Raw genomic sequence first — 14,459 nt, 5'->3', positions numbered from 1 at the left:
GGATTCCACGGCGCCCTGGGTGAGGCCGCGCAAAAGGGGCCCTGCATCGTTCATGTTCTAAAATCCTGCTTGTGCCTTGTCCGGCGAACTGGCGTTCGGGCAGTGGCGCGCCTGGGGCGCGGGACCGTTCGAATCGCCCGGCGGGGGCCGTTGCGACTGCCGCCATCGTCGAGGTGGCGCCATACGCCCGGCTCTAGAAAAAGAAAAGTGGCTTTTTGAGGCGGAAAACGTGCGGCCGATAAATTCTGTTTGCTGTTGTGCCGCCGCACCATGGCGCACCGGCTGTCACGGCAGGAGGTGCCGTTTCAGCAGGGCCTCGAGCCATTCTATAAAGACCTGGAGGCGCTGCGACAGGAACTGGCGGTGCGGATAGAGCAGCGTCATCGGCATGGGCTCCGGGCGCTGTTCCGGCATGACCTCCACAAGCTCGCCCGCCTCCAGATGGCGGCGCACGTCATAGGCGGGAATCTGGATGAGGCCGAGCCCCGCGAGACAGCAGGCGATATAGGCTTCCGCGCTGTTGACCGTGACGCGGCTCTTGACGGGCAGGGTTCGCAACGCGCCATCCTCCTGCCATTCCCAGTCCTCGACGCGGCCGGATGACGGGGAGGCGTAATTGACGGCCCAATGCGCCGCGAGGTCGGCCGGCGATGCGGGCGTGCCGTGGCGCGCCAGATAGGCGGGGCTCGCGACGTTGATCAGCGCCAGCTTGCCGATGGGCCGTGCAATCAGGCCGGAATCGCTGAGCGGTCCGACGCGCAGCACGCAGTCCAGGCTGTCTTCGAAAAGATTGACCGCGCGGTCGGTGACTCCGAGGCTGATGTCGATCTTCGGATAGCGCTCCAGGAATCCCGGCAGCGCGGGCGCGATAATCAGCCGACCGATCCGACCGGGAACGTCGATGCGCAGCATGCCGGAGGGCTGGGCGGCGTCGTGGCGGAAAAGGTTTTCGGCCTCCTCGACATCGAAGATCAGCCGCTGGCAACGCTCGTAGAGGGCAAGGCCCTCCTGTGTCGGCGAGACCCGGCGGGTGGTGCGTTGCAGGAGCCGTGCCGAAACGCGGGTTTCAAGCTCCTGAACCGCCGCCGAAACCGATGATCGCGGCATGCCCAATGTATCGGCGGCCCGGGTGAAGCTGGAGCACTCGACCACCCGGCAGAAAATGCGAAACAGGTCGATCCGGTCCATCACGCCCCATCATTGTTCTTGATTCCTGACAAGTGATGTCACGATAGGCGGCTTTATCCCGAAATCCTAGACCGTACATTTGCTAATGTAAGCGCGGCATGAGGCCGTGCCAACGAAGGAGATCATACTCCCATGACCGATCATAGCATCAAGGGCAAAACCGTCATCATCGCCGGCGGCGCGAAGAATCTCGGCGGCCTGATTGCCCGCGACCTCGCCGAGCACGGCGCCAAGGCCATCGCCATCCATTACAACAGCGCAGCCAGCAAGGCCGATGCGGACGCCACTGTCGCCGCCATCAAAGCCGCCGGCGCCGAAGCGGTCGCCTTCCAGGCCGACCTCACCTCGGCCGGCGCCATGGAAAAGCTCTTCGCCGATGTCACCGCCGCCGTCGGCCGGCCGGACATCGCGATCAACACTGTCGGCAAGGTGCTGAAGAAGCCGATCGTCGAGATTTCCGAAGCCGAATATGACGCCATGAGCGCGGTCAATGCCAAGTCTGCCTTCTTCTTCATCAAGGAAGCCGGCAAGCACCTGAACGACAACGGCAAGATCTGCACGCTCGTCACCTCGCTTCTCGGCGCCTTCACGCCGTTCTACGCGAGCTACGCCGGCACGAAGGCGCCGGTCGAGCATTTCACGCGGGCCGCATCGAAGGAGTTCGGGGAGCGCGGCATTTCGGTCACTGCCATCGGCCCGGGCCCGATGGACACGCCCTTCTTCTATCCGGCCGAGGGCGCCGACGCGGTCGCCTACCACAAGACGGCGGCGGCCCTGTCGAAGTTTACGCCCACGGGTCTGACCCATATCGAGGATATCGTGCCCTACATCCGCTTCATGGTATCCGAGGGTTGGTGGATGACCGGCCAGACCATCCTCGTCAATGGTGGCTACACCACCAAGTGACGGGGTGGCCACCGGCGGTCCGTCCCGCCGGTGGTCTTTCATTCCTTTCACAAACCTCAACGGGAGACGTCCCATGCACATGCTTCTTGTCATCGTCGGAGGAGTGATCCTTCTCGGCGTTTTTGCGCTTTTCGGAAAGCTGTGGGGCGCGGATGTCGCCGGCATTGCGGCGGGCGCACGCCTGTTCATCCCGGTCTGGCTGGTCGTTGCAATCACGAACATGTGGGTGGGCGTCACCAAGGCCGGTTACACCGTGACGCAGGAATTGCCGATCCTTGCGGTGGTGTTCATCGTTCCGGCGGTCCTGGCTGGCGGGCTCGCATGGCAGCTTGCGAAATGATTGCCGTCCCGGCACTATCGCTCCATTAGGAATCAGGAAAATACCTATATGCCGGTTTCCCTTCCGCCTGCGCTCCAGACCGCCGTCGACGCTATCAATGCAGGCGATGAAGCCGCATTCGTTTCCGCCTTTTCACCCTCAGGCAGCATCAACGACTGGGGCCGCATCCTGAAAGGTCCCGCAGGCGTCCTCTCATGGGCCCGCTCCGATGCGATTGGCGCCAAGGCGCACATGACAGTGATCGAAGCCGCGACCGAGGGCCCGACCACGCATATCGTCTTCGACTGGAAAAGCCGTGTCTTCAACGGGCGCAGCGAGGCCTATGTCACGCTGGCCGATGGGCTGATCACCGAATTCCGCATTCCCGCACAATAAGAGGGTACGTGCATGGCAGCAGAAGCAGTCTCGCATGCCGCCGAGGCGGCGCAGCATGGTGGTGTCGAACTGACGGGGGTCGTGGTTCTGCTCGCGGCCGCCGTCATCGCCGTTCCCCTGTTCCGGCGCGCTGGGCTGGGTTCCGTGCTCGGCTATCTCGCGGCGGGACTGGCCATCGGCCCGTTCGGGCTCGGCTTCTTCCATGACGCCCAGTCGATCCTCCATATCGCGGAACTGGGCGTCGTGCTCTTCCTCTTCATCATCGGCCTTGAAATGCAGCCCTCGCGGCTGTGGAGCATGCGCGGCGAAATCTTTGGGCTGGGCCTCGTTCAGGTCTGCCTCGCCATCGCGACGCTGGTCTGGGTCGGTATCCTCCTCGGCTATCCCACGGAGGCGAGCTTCGTTGCCGGCACCGGCTTCGTGCTGACCTCCACGGCGATCGTCATGCAGATGCTGGAAGAGCGCGGCGAGATGAACCTGCCGCGCGGGCGGCGCATCATCGCGATCCTCCTTCTGGAAGACCTCGCCATTGTGCCGCTTCTGGCGCTCGTCGCCTTCCTGGCGCCCGGCGGCGCGGAAGCGACGATGGCGGACCGCCTCCAGGGTGTGGCCATCGGCCTTGCTGCCATCGCCGCCCTCGTGCTTGCCGGCCGCTACCTGCTCGATCCGATGTTCCGCCTTCTCGCCCGCTTCGGCGCGCGCGAAGTCATGACGGCCGCCGCGCTGCTGGTGGTTCTGGGCGCGGCCGTCCTGATGCAGGCAGGCGGGCTTTCCATGGCGATGGGCGCGTTCCTCGCGGGTGTCCTGCTGTCGGAATCCTCCTTCCGCCACCAGCTAGAAGCCGATGTGGAGCCCTTCCGCGGCCTGCTGCTCGGCCTGTTCTTCCTCGGCGTGGGCATGGCGCTCGATCTCAACATCATCGCCGCCAATTGGGTGGTCATCGCCATTTCCGTTCCCGCTTTCATGATCCTGAAGATGGTGGTCATCTATGCGGTCGCCCGCTTCATGAAGGCCGGCCGTGCCGAAGCGCTGGAGCGCACGGTCCTGATGGCTCAGGGCGGCGAGTTCGCCTTCGTCCTCTACGCAACGGCAACCCAGTTCGGGATCCTCACACCCGAATGGAACGCCAACATGACGGCCATCATCATCATCTCCATGGTGCTGACGCCGATCATGATCATCCTGCACGATCGGCTGGTGCCCAAGGCGTCCCCGTCGATGGACGGGGTGGAGGCGGCCGAGGGCCTTTCCGGCCGGGTGCTGCTCATCGGCTTCGGGCGCTTTGGGCAGATCATCAGCCAACCGCTTCTGGCGCGCGGCCACAGCCTGTCGATCATCGAATCCGATCCCGATGCCATCCGCGATGCCAAGGATTTCGGCTTCAAGATCTGGTATGGCGACGGCGCACGGCTGGATATCCTCCATGCGGCGGGGGCCGCCGATGCAAGCCTGATCATCGCGGCGGCGGGCGATGCCGAGGCCACGACCCGCATTGCAGAACTGGCGAGGCACGAATTCCCGACGGTGCCGGTGCTGGCCCGCGCCTTTGACCGCGAACACGCGCTAAAGCTCGTCGAGGCCGGCGTGGATTTCCAGATCCGCGAGACCTTTGAGAGCGCGTTGCTGGTCGGCCGGGAAGCCCTCATGCGGCTGGGTGATACGCCGGAAGAGGCCGCGGAGCTGATCGGCGACATCCGTCAGCAGGATGCGGAGCGCTTTGCTCTGGAAACGGCAGGCGGAATCTATGCGGGTCGTTCGATGATCCATGGCAATGTCGCGCAGGAGCAGCAGCATTGAAACCGCCCCTGGCCGAGGCGTACGTGGTCGTTGCCTTCTGGCAGGACGCTGGGGAGAAGGGGGCGTGGTTCGCCAAGGACCCGACCTTCGACACGGCGTTTCGCGAGCGCTTCCTCGATCTTCACGTCGCCGCCGCGCGCCGCGAATGTGACGGCTGGGGCGGGACGCCGGAGGGTGCGCTCGCCCTGATGGTCCTGCTCGACCAGTACCCGCGCAATGCCTTCCGCGGCACGGCGCATATGTATGCGACCGATCCGCTGGCCCGGCTCCATGCACGCCATGCGCAGGAAAATGGTCACATGGCGCGCTTCGAAGGCGATATCCGGCTGTTCTTCTGCCTGCCCTTCGCCCATTCCGAATCGCTTGCCGATCAGGATGTGTCCGTTGCGCTCAATGCGGTTCTTGGAGAACCATGGCTTTTGCATGCAGAAGGACACCGCGATATCATCAGGCGGTTCGGCCGCTTTCCGCATCGCAATGACCTGCTCGCCCGCGACACCACGCCGGAAGAAGCAGCCTTCCTGCTGGAAGGCGGCTTTGCGGGTTAAGGCACATCGAACGCGATCTGCCTTACCCTGAGCCGCACCGCCTTGTGCTTGCGGCCACGGCTTCTTATGGTGGCCGCCTGATGCGAATGACCGCCGGGAGGAAACCAGGTGTCGAGTGAAGCCGCGCGCGTGCCGCGCGACACGTCCGTCGATCCGGAGTTCGGCCCCTGGCTGGCGCAGGCCTCGATCCTGGTGGTGGACGACGAGCCGGGTATGCGCAACTTCCTGATGCGGACACTGGGGCCACGCTGCGCCCGGCTGGAACTGGCCGCCGATACGGACGAGGCCTCGCTCAAGCTCGACCAGCATCATTTCGACGTTGTGATCCTCGACAACATCATGCCGCGCAAGAACGGCGTGGAGTGGCTTGCCGAGCAGCGTGCTATCGGTTTCTTTGCTGATGCCATCCTGATGACGGCCTATGCCGATCTGGAGACGGCCATCCAGGCGCTGCGGGCCGGCGCGGTCGATTTCATCCTGAAGCCGTTCCGCTCCAACCAGCTGCTCAATGCGGTCGCCCGCTGCCTGGACCGTATCCGCCTGCAGCGCGAGAACTACGTGCTGCGCTACGAGCTGAAGGCGGCCTCCGACCACATTCTCCTGCGCGACCGGCTGATCGGGCAGTCCTCGGCCATCGCTCGCGTGCGCGACGCCATTGCCCGTGTTGCGCCGCTGCCGACCACGGTTCTGCTCACCGGGCAATCGGGCACGGGCAAGGAGGTCGCGGCGCGCTCGCTGCATACGCTTTCCGACCGGGCGCAGAAGCCCTTCGTTCCCGTCAATTGCGGTGCCATTCCGCCCGACATGATTGAAAGCGAGCTGTTCGGTCATCTGAAGGGGGCCTTTACCGGTGCCGAGCGGGCGCGCGAGGGCCTGTTCCTGCACGCACAGGGCGGCACGCTCTTTCTCGACGAGATCAGCGAAATGCCGCTGGCCACGCAGAGCAAGCTGCTGCGTGTGCTGGAAGACCGCAAGGTGCGGCCCGTCGGTTCCGAGCGCGAGGTCCCGGTGGACCTTCGGTTCGTTTTCGCCACCAATGCGGAGCTTGAAAAGGAAGTTCAGGCCGGCCGCTTCCGCGCCGATCTGTTCTTCCGCATCAATGTCATGCAGATCCACCTGCCGCCGCTCAAGGAGCGCGATGGCGATGCGGTGGAGCTTGCCGCGCTCTTCATGAACAAGCTATCGGCCCAGCTTGCCATGCCGGCCGTACCCATCGACGACGCGGCCCGCCGGGCCCTTTCGAGCTATGACTGGCCGGGCAATGTGCGCGAGTTGCGCAACCTCATCGAGCGCACGCTGATCCTCGGCCGCTTCCCGGAAGGGTTCGGCTCGGCCGTAGCGTCGCCCGTGCCTGGCGACGCCGGCTCGCTCGCCGATGTCGAGCGACGCCACATCCTGTCGGTGCTCGCTGCCTGCAACGGCCAGCGGGATGATGCCGCGCGGCAGCTCGGTATTTCCCGCAAGACCATCGATCGCAAGCTGGCGGCCTGGGATGGCTGAAATCAGGCCTGCCGGGGCCGTGCGGCCCGCGCGCTCCGTTCGCTACCGGCTACTCGCCATCGCGCTCCTGCCGATGCTGGTCATCCTGCCGCTTCTGCTTGGCGTGACGGTCTATCGCTGGAACGAGAAATTCGACGCGACGCTGATCTCCAAGGTCAATGGCGACCTGACGATCGCGCACCAGTATCTCGCTCATATCCTCGACAATACCGGCGAGCATGTCACGGCCCTCGGCGGCTCTGCCGGCTTCCGCGATGTCGCCAACGACCCCGCCGCGCTCAAGTCGCTGCTCGACGATGCACGGGCAAGGCTCGAACTCGATTTCCTCTATGTCATGGAGCCTGACGGCAAGCTCGTCGCCTCCGTCATCACCGAGACGTCGAACACCCTGCGCACCGACTGGCCAGTCATTCGAGATGCGATTGCCGGGAAATCAGCAACCGGTATCGATATCTTCGACAATGCCGATCTCGAGAAGCTCTCGCCGGATCTGGCGGCGCGGGCGCGCCTGCCGCTCGTTCCCACGCCCAATGCCGTGCCGACCGAGCGGCAGGAGGAAACGCGCGGCATGGTCGTGCAGAGCGCAAGCCCCGTGACGCTCGGCGGCGGGCGCGGTGCCGTTCTGGTCGGCGGCATCCTGCTCAACCAGAACCTCGTCTTCATCGACACGATCAACGACCTCGTCTATCGCGAGGCGAGCCTGCCAGAGGGGAGCCAGGGCACGGCGACGCTCTTCCTCGATGACGTGCGTGTGAGCACGAATGTCCGGCTCTTCGAAGGTCGGCGTGCGCTCGGCACGCGCGTTTCGTCGGCGGTGCGCGCGGCGGTGCTGGACGAGGGGCGCACCTGGCTCGACAGCGCCTTCGTCGTCAACGACTGGTACATTTCCGCCTACGAGCCCATCGTCGACAGTCACGGCAAGCGCGTCGGCATGCTTTATGTCGGCTTCCTGGAGGCCCCGTTCACGGCGGCGAAATATCAGACCGTGCTGACCATCGTGGCCGCCTTCTTCGCCATCGCCGCCGCCAGCGTGCCGATCTTCCTGCGCTGGGCGCGCGGGATCTTCAAGCCGCTGGAGCGTGTGGATGCGACGATCGCGCGGGTGGAGAGCGGCGATCTCGGTGCGCGCACCGGGCCGGTGGACAGCCAGGACGAGATCGGCCGCGTCGCCGTCCATCTCGATGCGTTGCTCGACCAGCTCGAGCGCAACGACCAGCAACTGCGCGGCTGGAACGAGGAACTGAACGCCCGTGTCGACGAACGCACGCGCGAACTCCAGCTTGCCAATCGCAAGCTGGAGGCGACGACCAAGCAGCTCATCCTCTCCGAAAAACTCGCCGCCATCGGCGAGATCACGGCAGGCGTGGCGCATGAGATCAACAACCCAATTGCCGTCATGCAGGGCAATCTGGAGGTCGTGCGTTCCGTGGTGGGAGACCGTGCAGAGCTGGCCAAGGTCGAGTTCCAGCTGCTCGATGAGCAAATCCAGCGCATCAGCCTGATCGTCACCAAGCTGCTGCAGTTCGCCAAGCCCGAGGAATTCGCCGGCATTGTCGATCGGCATGCACCGGGCCTTGCGGTGGCCGATTGCCTGCCACTCGTCCAGCACCTGCTTGCGAGGGCCGACATATCGGTGACGCTCGACAACACGGCCGCCCGGCAGGTTCTGATGAACCGCACAGAGCTTCAACAGGTGGTCGTCAATCTCGTGGTCAATGCCATCCATGCCATGCCGGATGGCGGCCGGCTCACGATCGGTACGCATGACAGCGACCGCGAGGGGCGCCCCGGCGTGGAGATCGTCGTCAGCGATACCGGCGTCGGCATGGACCCGGAGCTTGCCGCCAAGATCTTCGATCCGTTCTTCACGACCAAGCGGCAGGAAGGGACCGGGCTTGGCCTGTCGATCAGCCAGACGCTGGTGCGCCGACAGGGCGGGAGCATTTCCGTCGCCAGCCGGCCGGGCGAGGGTGCGACCTTCACGATCTGGCTGCCCGAGGCGGAGTGATCGGACAATTTGTCCGACTTTTTAGGACAATTTGTCCGACCGCCGCGTCGTGTGTCATTCAACCCGTTGATATCAAAGCAAATCATCTCTGGCATGGCACTTGCAAAGCAGCTGGCGGGAGGACCGGTGGCCAGCGCTCGCATGGAGGGTGCGGCTGTGGACGCCGGAAGGACATTCGGCCGCCTCCCGCCACGAAATCTTCGCATCCGAGGGGTGCGTTGCGGAGGAGACACAATGACTGCATCGACCGAGACCTATGCTGGCGGCAATTCCGTTGGCATCCTCGACCGGGAGCGCATCATCGCGAAACCCGGCTTCAACCGCTGGCTGGTTCCGCCGGCCGCCCTTGCCATCCACCTTTGCATCGGCATGGCCTATGGCTTCAGCGTGTTCTGGCTGCCGCTGTCCAAGGCGATTGCCGGCGATCCCGATCCCGCCTGCGCCGACATGAACCTTCTGTCCGCGCTGTTTACCACAAGCTGCAACTGGCGCGTCGCCGATCTCGGCTGGATCTACACCCTGTTCTTCGTGCTGCTTGGCTGTTCGGCCGCCATCTGGGGCGGTTGGCTGGAGCGGGTGGGCCCGCGCAAGGCCGGCTTCGTTTCGGCCTGTTGCTGGTGCGGCGGCATGGTCGTCGCAGCCTTCGGCGTCATGACCCACCAGCTGTGGCTGATGTGGCTGGGCGCCGGCTTCATCGGCGGCATCGGTCTCGGCCTCGGCTACATTTCGCCGGTCTCGACGCTGATCAAGTGGTTCCCCGACCGTCGCGGCATGGCCACAGGCATGGCCATCATGGGCTTCGGCGGCGGCGCCATGATCGGCGCGCCGCTGGCCAATATCCTGATGAATGTGTTCAAGACGGATGTGAATCCCGGCGTCTGGCAGACCTTCCTGGTCATGGCCGCGATCTACTTCTGCTTCATGATGGGCGGCGCCTTCGGCTACCGCATTCCGCCGGCTGGCTGGCGTCCGGAAGGCTGGACGCCCCCGGTTTCCAAGTCCACCATGATCACGACCAAGCACGTACACCTGCGCGATGCGCACAAGACCATGCAGTTCTGGATGGTCTGGATCGTGCTGTGCATGAACGTGTCCGCCGGTATCGGCGTCATCGGCATGGCCTCGCCCATGCTGCAGGAAATCTTCGGCGGCCGCCTTATCGGCCAGCCCGAGCTTTCCTTCGGTGATCTGAGCCTCGAGCAAAAGGCTGCCATCGCAGCAATCGCGGCGGGCTTTACCGGCTTCCTGTCCCTGTTCAACATCGGCGGGCGCTTCTTCTGGGCGTCGCTCTCCGACAAGATCGGCCGTAAGAACACCTATTATACGTTCTTCATCCTCGGCATCGTGCTCTATGCACTGGCGCCGACCTTCGCCGACATGGGCAGCAAGGTCCTCTTCGTCTGCGCCTTCGCCATCATCCTGTCGATGTATGGCGGCGGTTTCGCCACCGTGCCGGCCTATCTTGCCGACATCTTCGGCACGCAGTTCGTGGGCGCCATCCACGGCAGGCTCCTGACCGCATGGGCAACCGCCGGCATCGTCGGCCCCGTCGTGGTCAACTACATCCGTGAGGCGCAGATCTCCGCGGGCGTGGAACCGGGACCGGCCCTCTATAGCGGAACGATGTATATCCTCGCGGGCATGCTGGCGGTGGGGCTGATCGCCAATGCGCTGGTGCGTCCGCTCTCCGACAAGTGGTTCATGTCGGACGAGGAAGTCGCGTCCCTGCAGGCCAAGACCGCCGCCGCGAATGCCGGCCCGACCGGCTCCTTCGGCATCGGCACCGGCGGCTTCGACGCCAAGGCGGCCGTTGCCTGGGCAATCGTCGGCCTGCCGCTGCTCTGGGGCATCTGGGTTACGGTCAAGAATACCGCAGCCCTGTTCTAGCCTGCTCTATCGAGTGAAAACGAAAGCCCCGGCGAAAGCCGGGGCTTTTTGCGTTGCAGGGAACTTCAGATCCCACATCCCAGCAACGGGACCGGCACTCGTAACCACAATAGTGAAATATATTTCTTTTAGTGAATTATATTGACAACTTCTCGGGCTTGCCGTTAGCTGCCCTCCATCGGATTTCGAGGAGGAATTCCGGTCTTCATGCAAACACCGGCGCGGTTGCTGCGCCTTGGGGTTATTTGGGAGGGGCTTCGGCCTCGAGGAGGAAACGTGCGCACTTTTTTCACGACGACCGCCATGGCGGTCCTTGCGACGACGCTTTTTGCCGGCGCGGCCGCGGCCGAAACGGAAAGCCCTTTCCGCTGCAAGCCGGGCGAGAAATACGTCATGAACGTCATGGTATCTGGCGTTGAATACTGGTTCCCGGTCTATGAAATGTTCAAGCAGGCCGGCCAGCAGATGGGCTGCGAGACGGAGTATACCGGCACGCCGGAATATGACGTCAACAAGCAGATCGCGAGCTTCGATCAGGCGCTGGCGCAGAACCCGGCCGGCATTCTCGTTCATCCGATGAACTCTGACCCGTTCATCGAGCCGATCAACCGCGCCATCGAGCAGGGCACGGCCGTCGTGACCTTCGCCGCCGACTCGCCGCTGTCCAAGCGCGTTTCCTTCATCACCTCCGACAACACGCGCGAAGGCACCTATGCCGCCGATGCGATTGCCGAGAAGATGGGCGGCAAGGGCGAATATGCGGTTCTGGAAAATCCCGGCCAGGACAATCACGACAAGCGCATCGCCGCCTTCATCGCCCGCATGGAAGAGAAGTGGCCGGACATGAAGCTTGTCGGCCGCGCGGCCTCCAACCAGGATCCGACCAAGGCCTATCAGGGTCTCTCCAGCATAATCCAGGCCAATCCCAACCTCGGCGCCGTTTTCATGCCTGAGGCGAGCTCGGCCATCGGCGCCGCTCAGGCGGCCAAGGAAGCCGGCGGCAAGGTTCTCGTCATGTGCGCGGACGTCAACGCCAACATCCTCGACATGATCAAGGCCGGCGAAGTCTTCGGCTCGATCAACCCGAACCAGGGCATGCAGGGCTATATGGGCTTCATGCTGCTTTGGCTTGCCAAGCATCCCGAGCTGATCGACCCGATGAACGACGCCAAGCGCGCGGGCTTCAATCCGATGAGCATCCCCGTCGTCGATAACGGCCTGTCCGTCGTGACCGCCGAAAACGCCGATGATTTCTACTGGGACAAGTACCTGAAGCGCCGCGGCACCAAGGGTATCGAGGAGTAATCTCCCAAGGCGAAGCCGCCCGCACTCCGGTGCGGGTGGCTCTTGAGGGAAGAGGGAGGAAGACGATGGCGGAGCCGGTGCTCACCATTCATGGCGTGACCAAGCATTTCGGTGCGGTGAAGGCGTTGACGGATGTCAACTTCACGCTGGATCGCGGCGAGGTGCACGCGCTCTGCGGCGAAAACGGCGCGGGCAAGTCGACGCTGATGAATATCATCGCCGGCGTCCTGCAGCCGACGTCGGGTGAAATCCGCTTTGACGGCTCGATCGTGCGCATTGCGTCCCCCGCTGTCGCCCAGTCCCTCGGCATCGGCCTGGTGCATCAGGAAATCGCGCTATGCCCGGATGCGACCGTTGCCGAAAACATGTTCATGGCCGCGACCAACCGCAGGCGTTCGCCCTTTATGAATTACCGCGCGCTGGAGCGTGACGCGCAGGCCGTGATGAACCGGCTTGCCGCCATCGACGTCAGCCAGAAGGTCGCTGACCTGCCCATCTCCAGCCAGCAGCTCGTGGAGATCGCCAAGGCGCTGACCCTCGACTGCCGCGTGCTTATCCTCGACGAGCCGACGGCGGCACTGACGGAAACCGAGGCGCAGCAGCTGTTCTCGATCGTCCGGGATCTCAAGGCGAACGGTATCTCGATCATTTATATCAGCCACCGCATGGCCGAGATCTTCTCGCTCTGCGACCGCGTGACGGTGTTCCGCGACGGCCGCTACGTCTGCACCGACCGCATCGCCGACATTACCCCTGACGATGTCGTCCGTCGTATGGTGGGCCGCGAGATCACGCAGCTCTATCCCGACAAGCGGGATGCGAACGCGCCTGAAGGGAAAACCATTCTGTCTGTAGAAGGGCTCTCCGACGCGACGCGCTTCCACGACGTCGGTTTCGAGCTGCGCGAAGGCGAGATCCTCGGGATCGGTGGCCTCATCGGTTCGGGCCGGACCGAGATCGCCGAGGGCATCTGCGGTTTGCGCCCGCGCACGGCCGGATCGGTTTCGCTGCACGGAGCGCCGCAGAAGATCCAGTCCTATGCGGATGCCGTAAAAGCCGGCATCGTCTATCTCTCGGAAGACCGAAAGGGCTCGGGCGTCTTCCTCGAAATGTCCATCGCGCAGAACGTTTCCGTGCTGGAGCTGAAGGCGCTCACCAACAGCGCCGGGCTTTTGAAGCGCCGTGCGGAGACGGCGCTGGCGGAGGATTTTGCCAAAAAACTCGCCGTGCGCATGAGCGGCGTCGAGGCGCCGGTCAAGTCGCTGTCGGGCGGCAATCAGCAGAAGGTGGCGATCGCCAAGCAACTGGCCGTCAAGCCGAAGGTCATCCTGATGGATGAGCCGACGCGCGGCATCGATGTCGGCGCCAAGACAGAAATTCATCGCCTGCTGCGCGAACTGGCGCAGGCCGGCATCGGTATCGTGGTCATCTCCTCGGAGATGCCGGAACTGCTCGGTCTTTCCGACCGCGTGCTGGTCGTGCGGGAGGGACGCATCGCAGGCGAACTCGGCGCCGACGAGATGTCGGAAGAGGCCGTCATCCGCCTCGCCTCCGGGCTTGGCAACGAACAGGCGGCGCACCATGCCGCATGAAAAAGAAGTGGGAGAGAAGACCATGGCTATCGATACGATGACGGCACCGTCGCCCAGGACATCGTCGTTCAGACGCATCGGCACCATGCGCGAGGCAGGGCTGATCGCCATCATTCTGGCACTCAGCATCGCCATGACCTTTGCGTCGCCGCACTTCCTGACGCTCGGGAACTTCCGCGCCATGCTGATGAGTTTCTCCGTCGATGGCATCGTGGTCGTCGGCATGACGATCCTGCTCATCGTCGGCGGCATCGACCTTGCCGTCGGCTCCGTCGTCTGCTTCGCTATGGTCCTGTCGGGCTCACTCTTCCTTGCCGGGCTCGATCCCTGGTCGGCCTCGCTCATTGGCATTTTCGCAAGCGCGGCGATCGGCGGGGCCATGGGTTTCTTCGTGACCGTCGTCGGCCTCAACCATTTCATCACGTCGCTGGCGGCGATGGTGATCGTGCGCGGGCTCTGCCTTATCATCACCAAGGGTACGCCGCTGTCGCTCTTCACGCTGCCGGCGTCCTTCAAGCAAGTGGGGCAGGGCACCTTCTACGGTGTGCCCTATGTCATCCTGATCTTTGTCGCGGTCGTCGTCCTGTTCGACTTCCTGCTTCGTCGGGCGACCGCCTTCCGCAAGGTGTTCTACACCGGCAGCAACGAGAAGGCCGCGCTCTATTCCGGCATCAAGACAAATCAGGTGAAGTTCTGGGTCACGGTTCTCTGCTCGACGCTCGCAGGCGTTGCAGGCGTCATCTACATGTCCCGCTTCGGCGCGGCCACGCCCACCTTCGGCGTCGGCATGGAACTCAACATCATCGCGGCCGCGGTCATCGGCGGCGCTTCGCTCAATGGTGGCTCCGGCACCATTCTCGGCGCAATTCTCGGCATTGCGCTGCTGTCGCTCGTCACCTCCTCGTTGATCCTTCTGAACGTTTCGGTTTACTGGCAGGATATGATCAAGGGTTGCATTCTTCTCGCGGCCGTTTCGATCGACCATTTCCTGCACAAGCGGAAGGCCGCCTGAC

Annotated in this window: 12 protein-coding genes; 11 read left to right on the top strand and 1 reads right to left on the bottom strand. The window is 63.8% G+C overall.

Annotation, left to right across the window (positions count from 1 at the left end; all coding sequences use genetic code 11):
- Positions 1 to 285: 285 nt before the first annotated feature.
- Positions 286 to 1,188 carry a LysR family transcriptional regulator gene (locus MKI86_RS18710; RefSeq protein WP_241604054.1) on the bottom strand — a complete coding sequence of 301 codons (903 nt, stop codon included), beginning with the start codon at positions 1,186 to 1,188 and terminating at the stop codon, positions 286 to 288.
- 132 nt (positions 1,189 to 1,320) lie between these two features.
- On the opposite strand from MKI86_RS18710, the gene MKI86_RS18705 reads away from it, so the two are divergent.
- From MKI86_RS18705 to MKI86_RS18655, 11 genes are all read left to right on the top strand, one after another.
- Complete coding sequence (locus MKI86_RS18705; protein WP_241604050.1) at positions 1,321 to 2,094, top strand: SDR family oxidoreductase; 774 nt, start codon at positions 1,321 to 1,323, stop codon at positions 2,092 to 2,094.
- A 73-nt stretch (positions 2,095 to 2,167) separates the two neighbouring features.
- A complete protein-coding gene (locus MKI86_RS18700) occupies positions 2,168 to 2,434 on the top strand; it encodes a hypothetical protein (RefSeq protein WP_241604047.1) in 267 nt (88 codons plus the stop codon).
- A 48-nt stretch (positions 2,435 to 2,482) separates the two neighbouring features.
- The gene (locus MKI86_RS18695; protein ID WP_241604043.1) at positions 2,483 to 2,809 is read left to right on the top strand and encodes a nuclear transport factor 2-like protein; all 327 of its coding nucleotides are present in this window, start codon (positions 2,483 to 2,485) and stop codon (positions 2,807 to 2,809) included.
- Between the two features lie 12 nt (positions 2,810 to 2,821).
- Positions 2,822 to 4,606 (top strand): monovalent cation:proton antiporter-2 (CPA2) family protein, encoded by a 1,785-nt coding sequence (locus tag MKI86_RS18690; RefSeq protein WP_241604039.1) that lies wholly within the window; start codon positions 2,822 to 2,824, stop codon positions 4,604 to 4,606.
- Positions 4,603 to 5,154 (top strand): DUF924 family protein, encoded by a 552-nt coding sequence (locus MKI86_RS18685; RefSeq protein ID WP_241604036.1) that lies wholly within the window; start codon positions 4,603 to 4,605, stop codon positions 5,152 to 5,154. The genes MKI86_RS18690 and MKI86_RS18685 overlap by 4 nt, the downstream gene beginning before the upstream one ends.
- Before the next feature lie 108 nt (positions 5,155 to 5,262).
- The gene (locus tag MKI86_RS18680; RefSeq protein WP_241604033.1) at positions 5,263 to 6,654 is read left to right on the top strand and encodes a sigma-54-dependent transcriptional regulator; all 1,392 of its coding nucleotides are present in this window, start codon (positions 5,263 to 5,265) and stop codon (positions 6,652 to 6,654) included.
- On the top strand, positions 6,647 to 8,662 hold the full coding sequence (locus MKI86_RS18675) for a sensor histidine kinase (protein WP_241604030.1): 2,016 nt from the start codon (positions 6,647 to 6,649) through the stop codon (positions 8,660 to 8,662). The genes MKI86_RS18680 and MKI86_RS18675 overlap by 8 nt, the downstream gene beginning before the upstream one ends.
- Before the next feature lie 234 nt (positions 8,663 to 8,896).
- On the top strand, positions 8,897 to 10,549 hold the full coding sequence (locus MKI86_RS18670; protein WP_241604025.1) for an OFA family MFS transporter: 1,653 nt from the start codon (positions 8,897 to 8,899) through the stop codon (positions 10,547 to 10,549).
- Positions 10,550 to 10,825: 276 nt separating this feature from the next.
- Entirely contained in the window at positions 10,826 to 11,854 is a 1,029-nt protein-coding gene (locus MKI86_RS18665) for a substrate-binding domain-containing protein (protein WP_241604022.1), read from the top strand.
- Between the two features lie 65 nt (positions 11,855 to 11,919).
- A complete protein-coding gene (locus tag MKI86_RS18660; protein WP_241604019.1) occupies positions 11,920 to 13,446 on the top strand; it encodes a sugar ABC transporter ATP-binding protein in 1,527 nt (508 codons plus the stop codon).
- Positions 13,447 to 13,468: 22 nt separating this feature from the next.
- Positions 13,469 to 14,458 carry an ABC transporter permease gene (locus MKI86_RS18655; RefSeq protein ID WP_241604016.1) on the top strand — a complete coding sequence of 330 codons (990 nt, stop codon included), beginning with the start codon at positions 13,469 to 13,471 and terminating at the stop codon, positions 14,456 to 14,458.
- The last annotated feature ends 1 nt before the right edge of the window (position 14,459 follow it).

The organism is Shinella sedimenti (assembly GCF_022601905.1).
GTDB classification, from domain to species: Bacteria; Pseudomonadota; Alphaproteobacteria; order Rhizobiales; family Rhizobiaceae; genus Shinella; species Shinella sedimenti.
The sequence above is the reverse complement of the archived record's forward strand: the minus strand, read 5'-3'. Positions and strand labels throughout refer to the sequence as shown.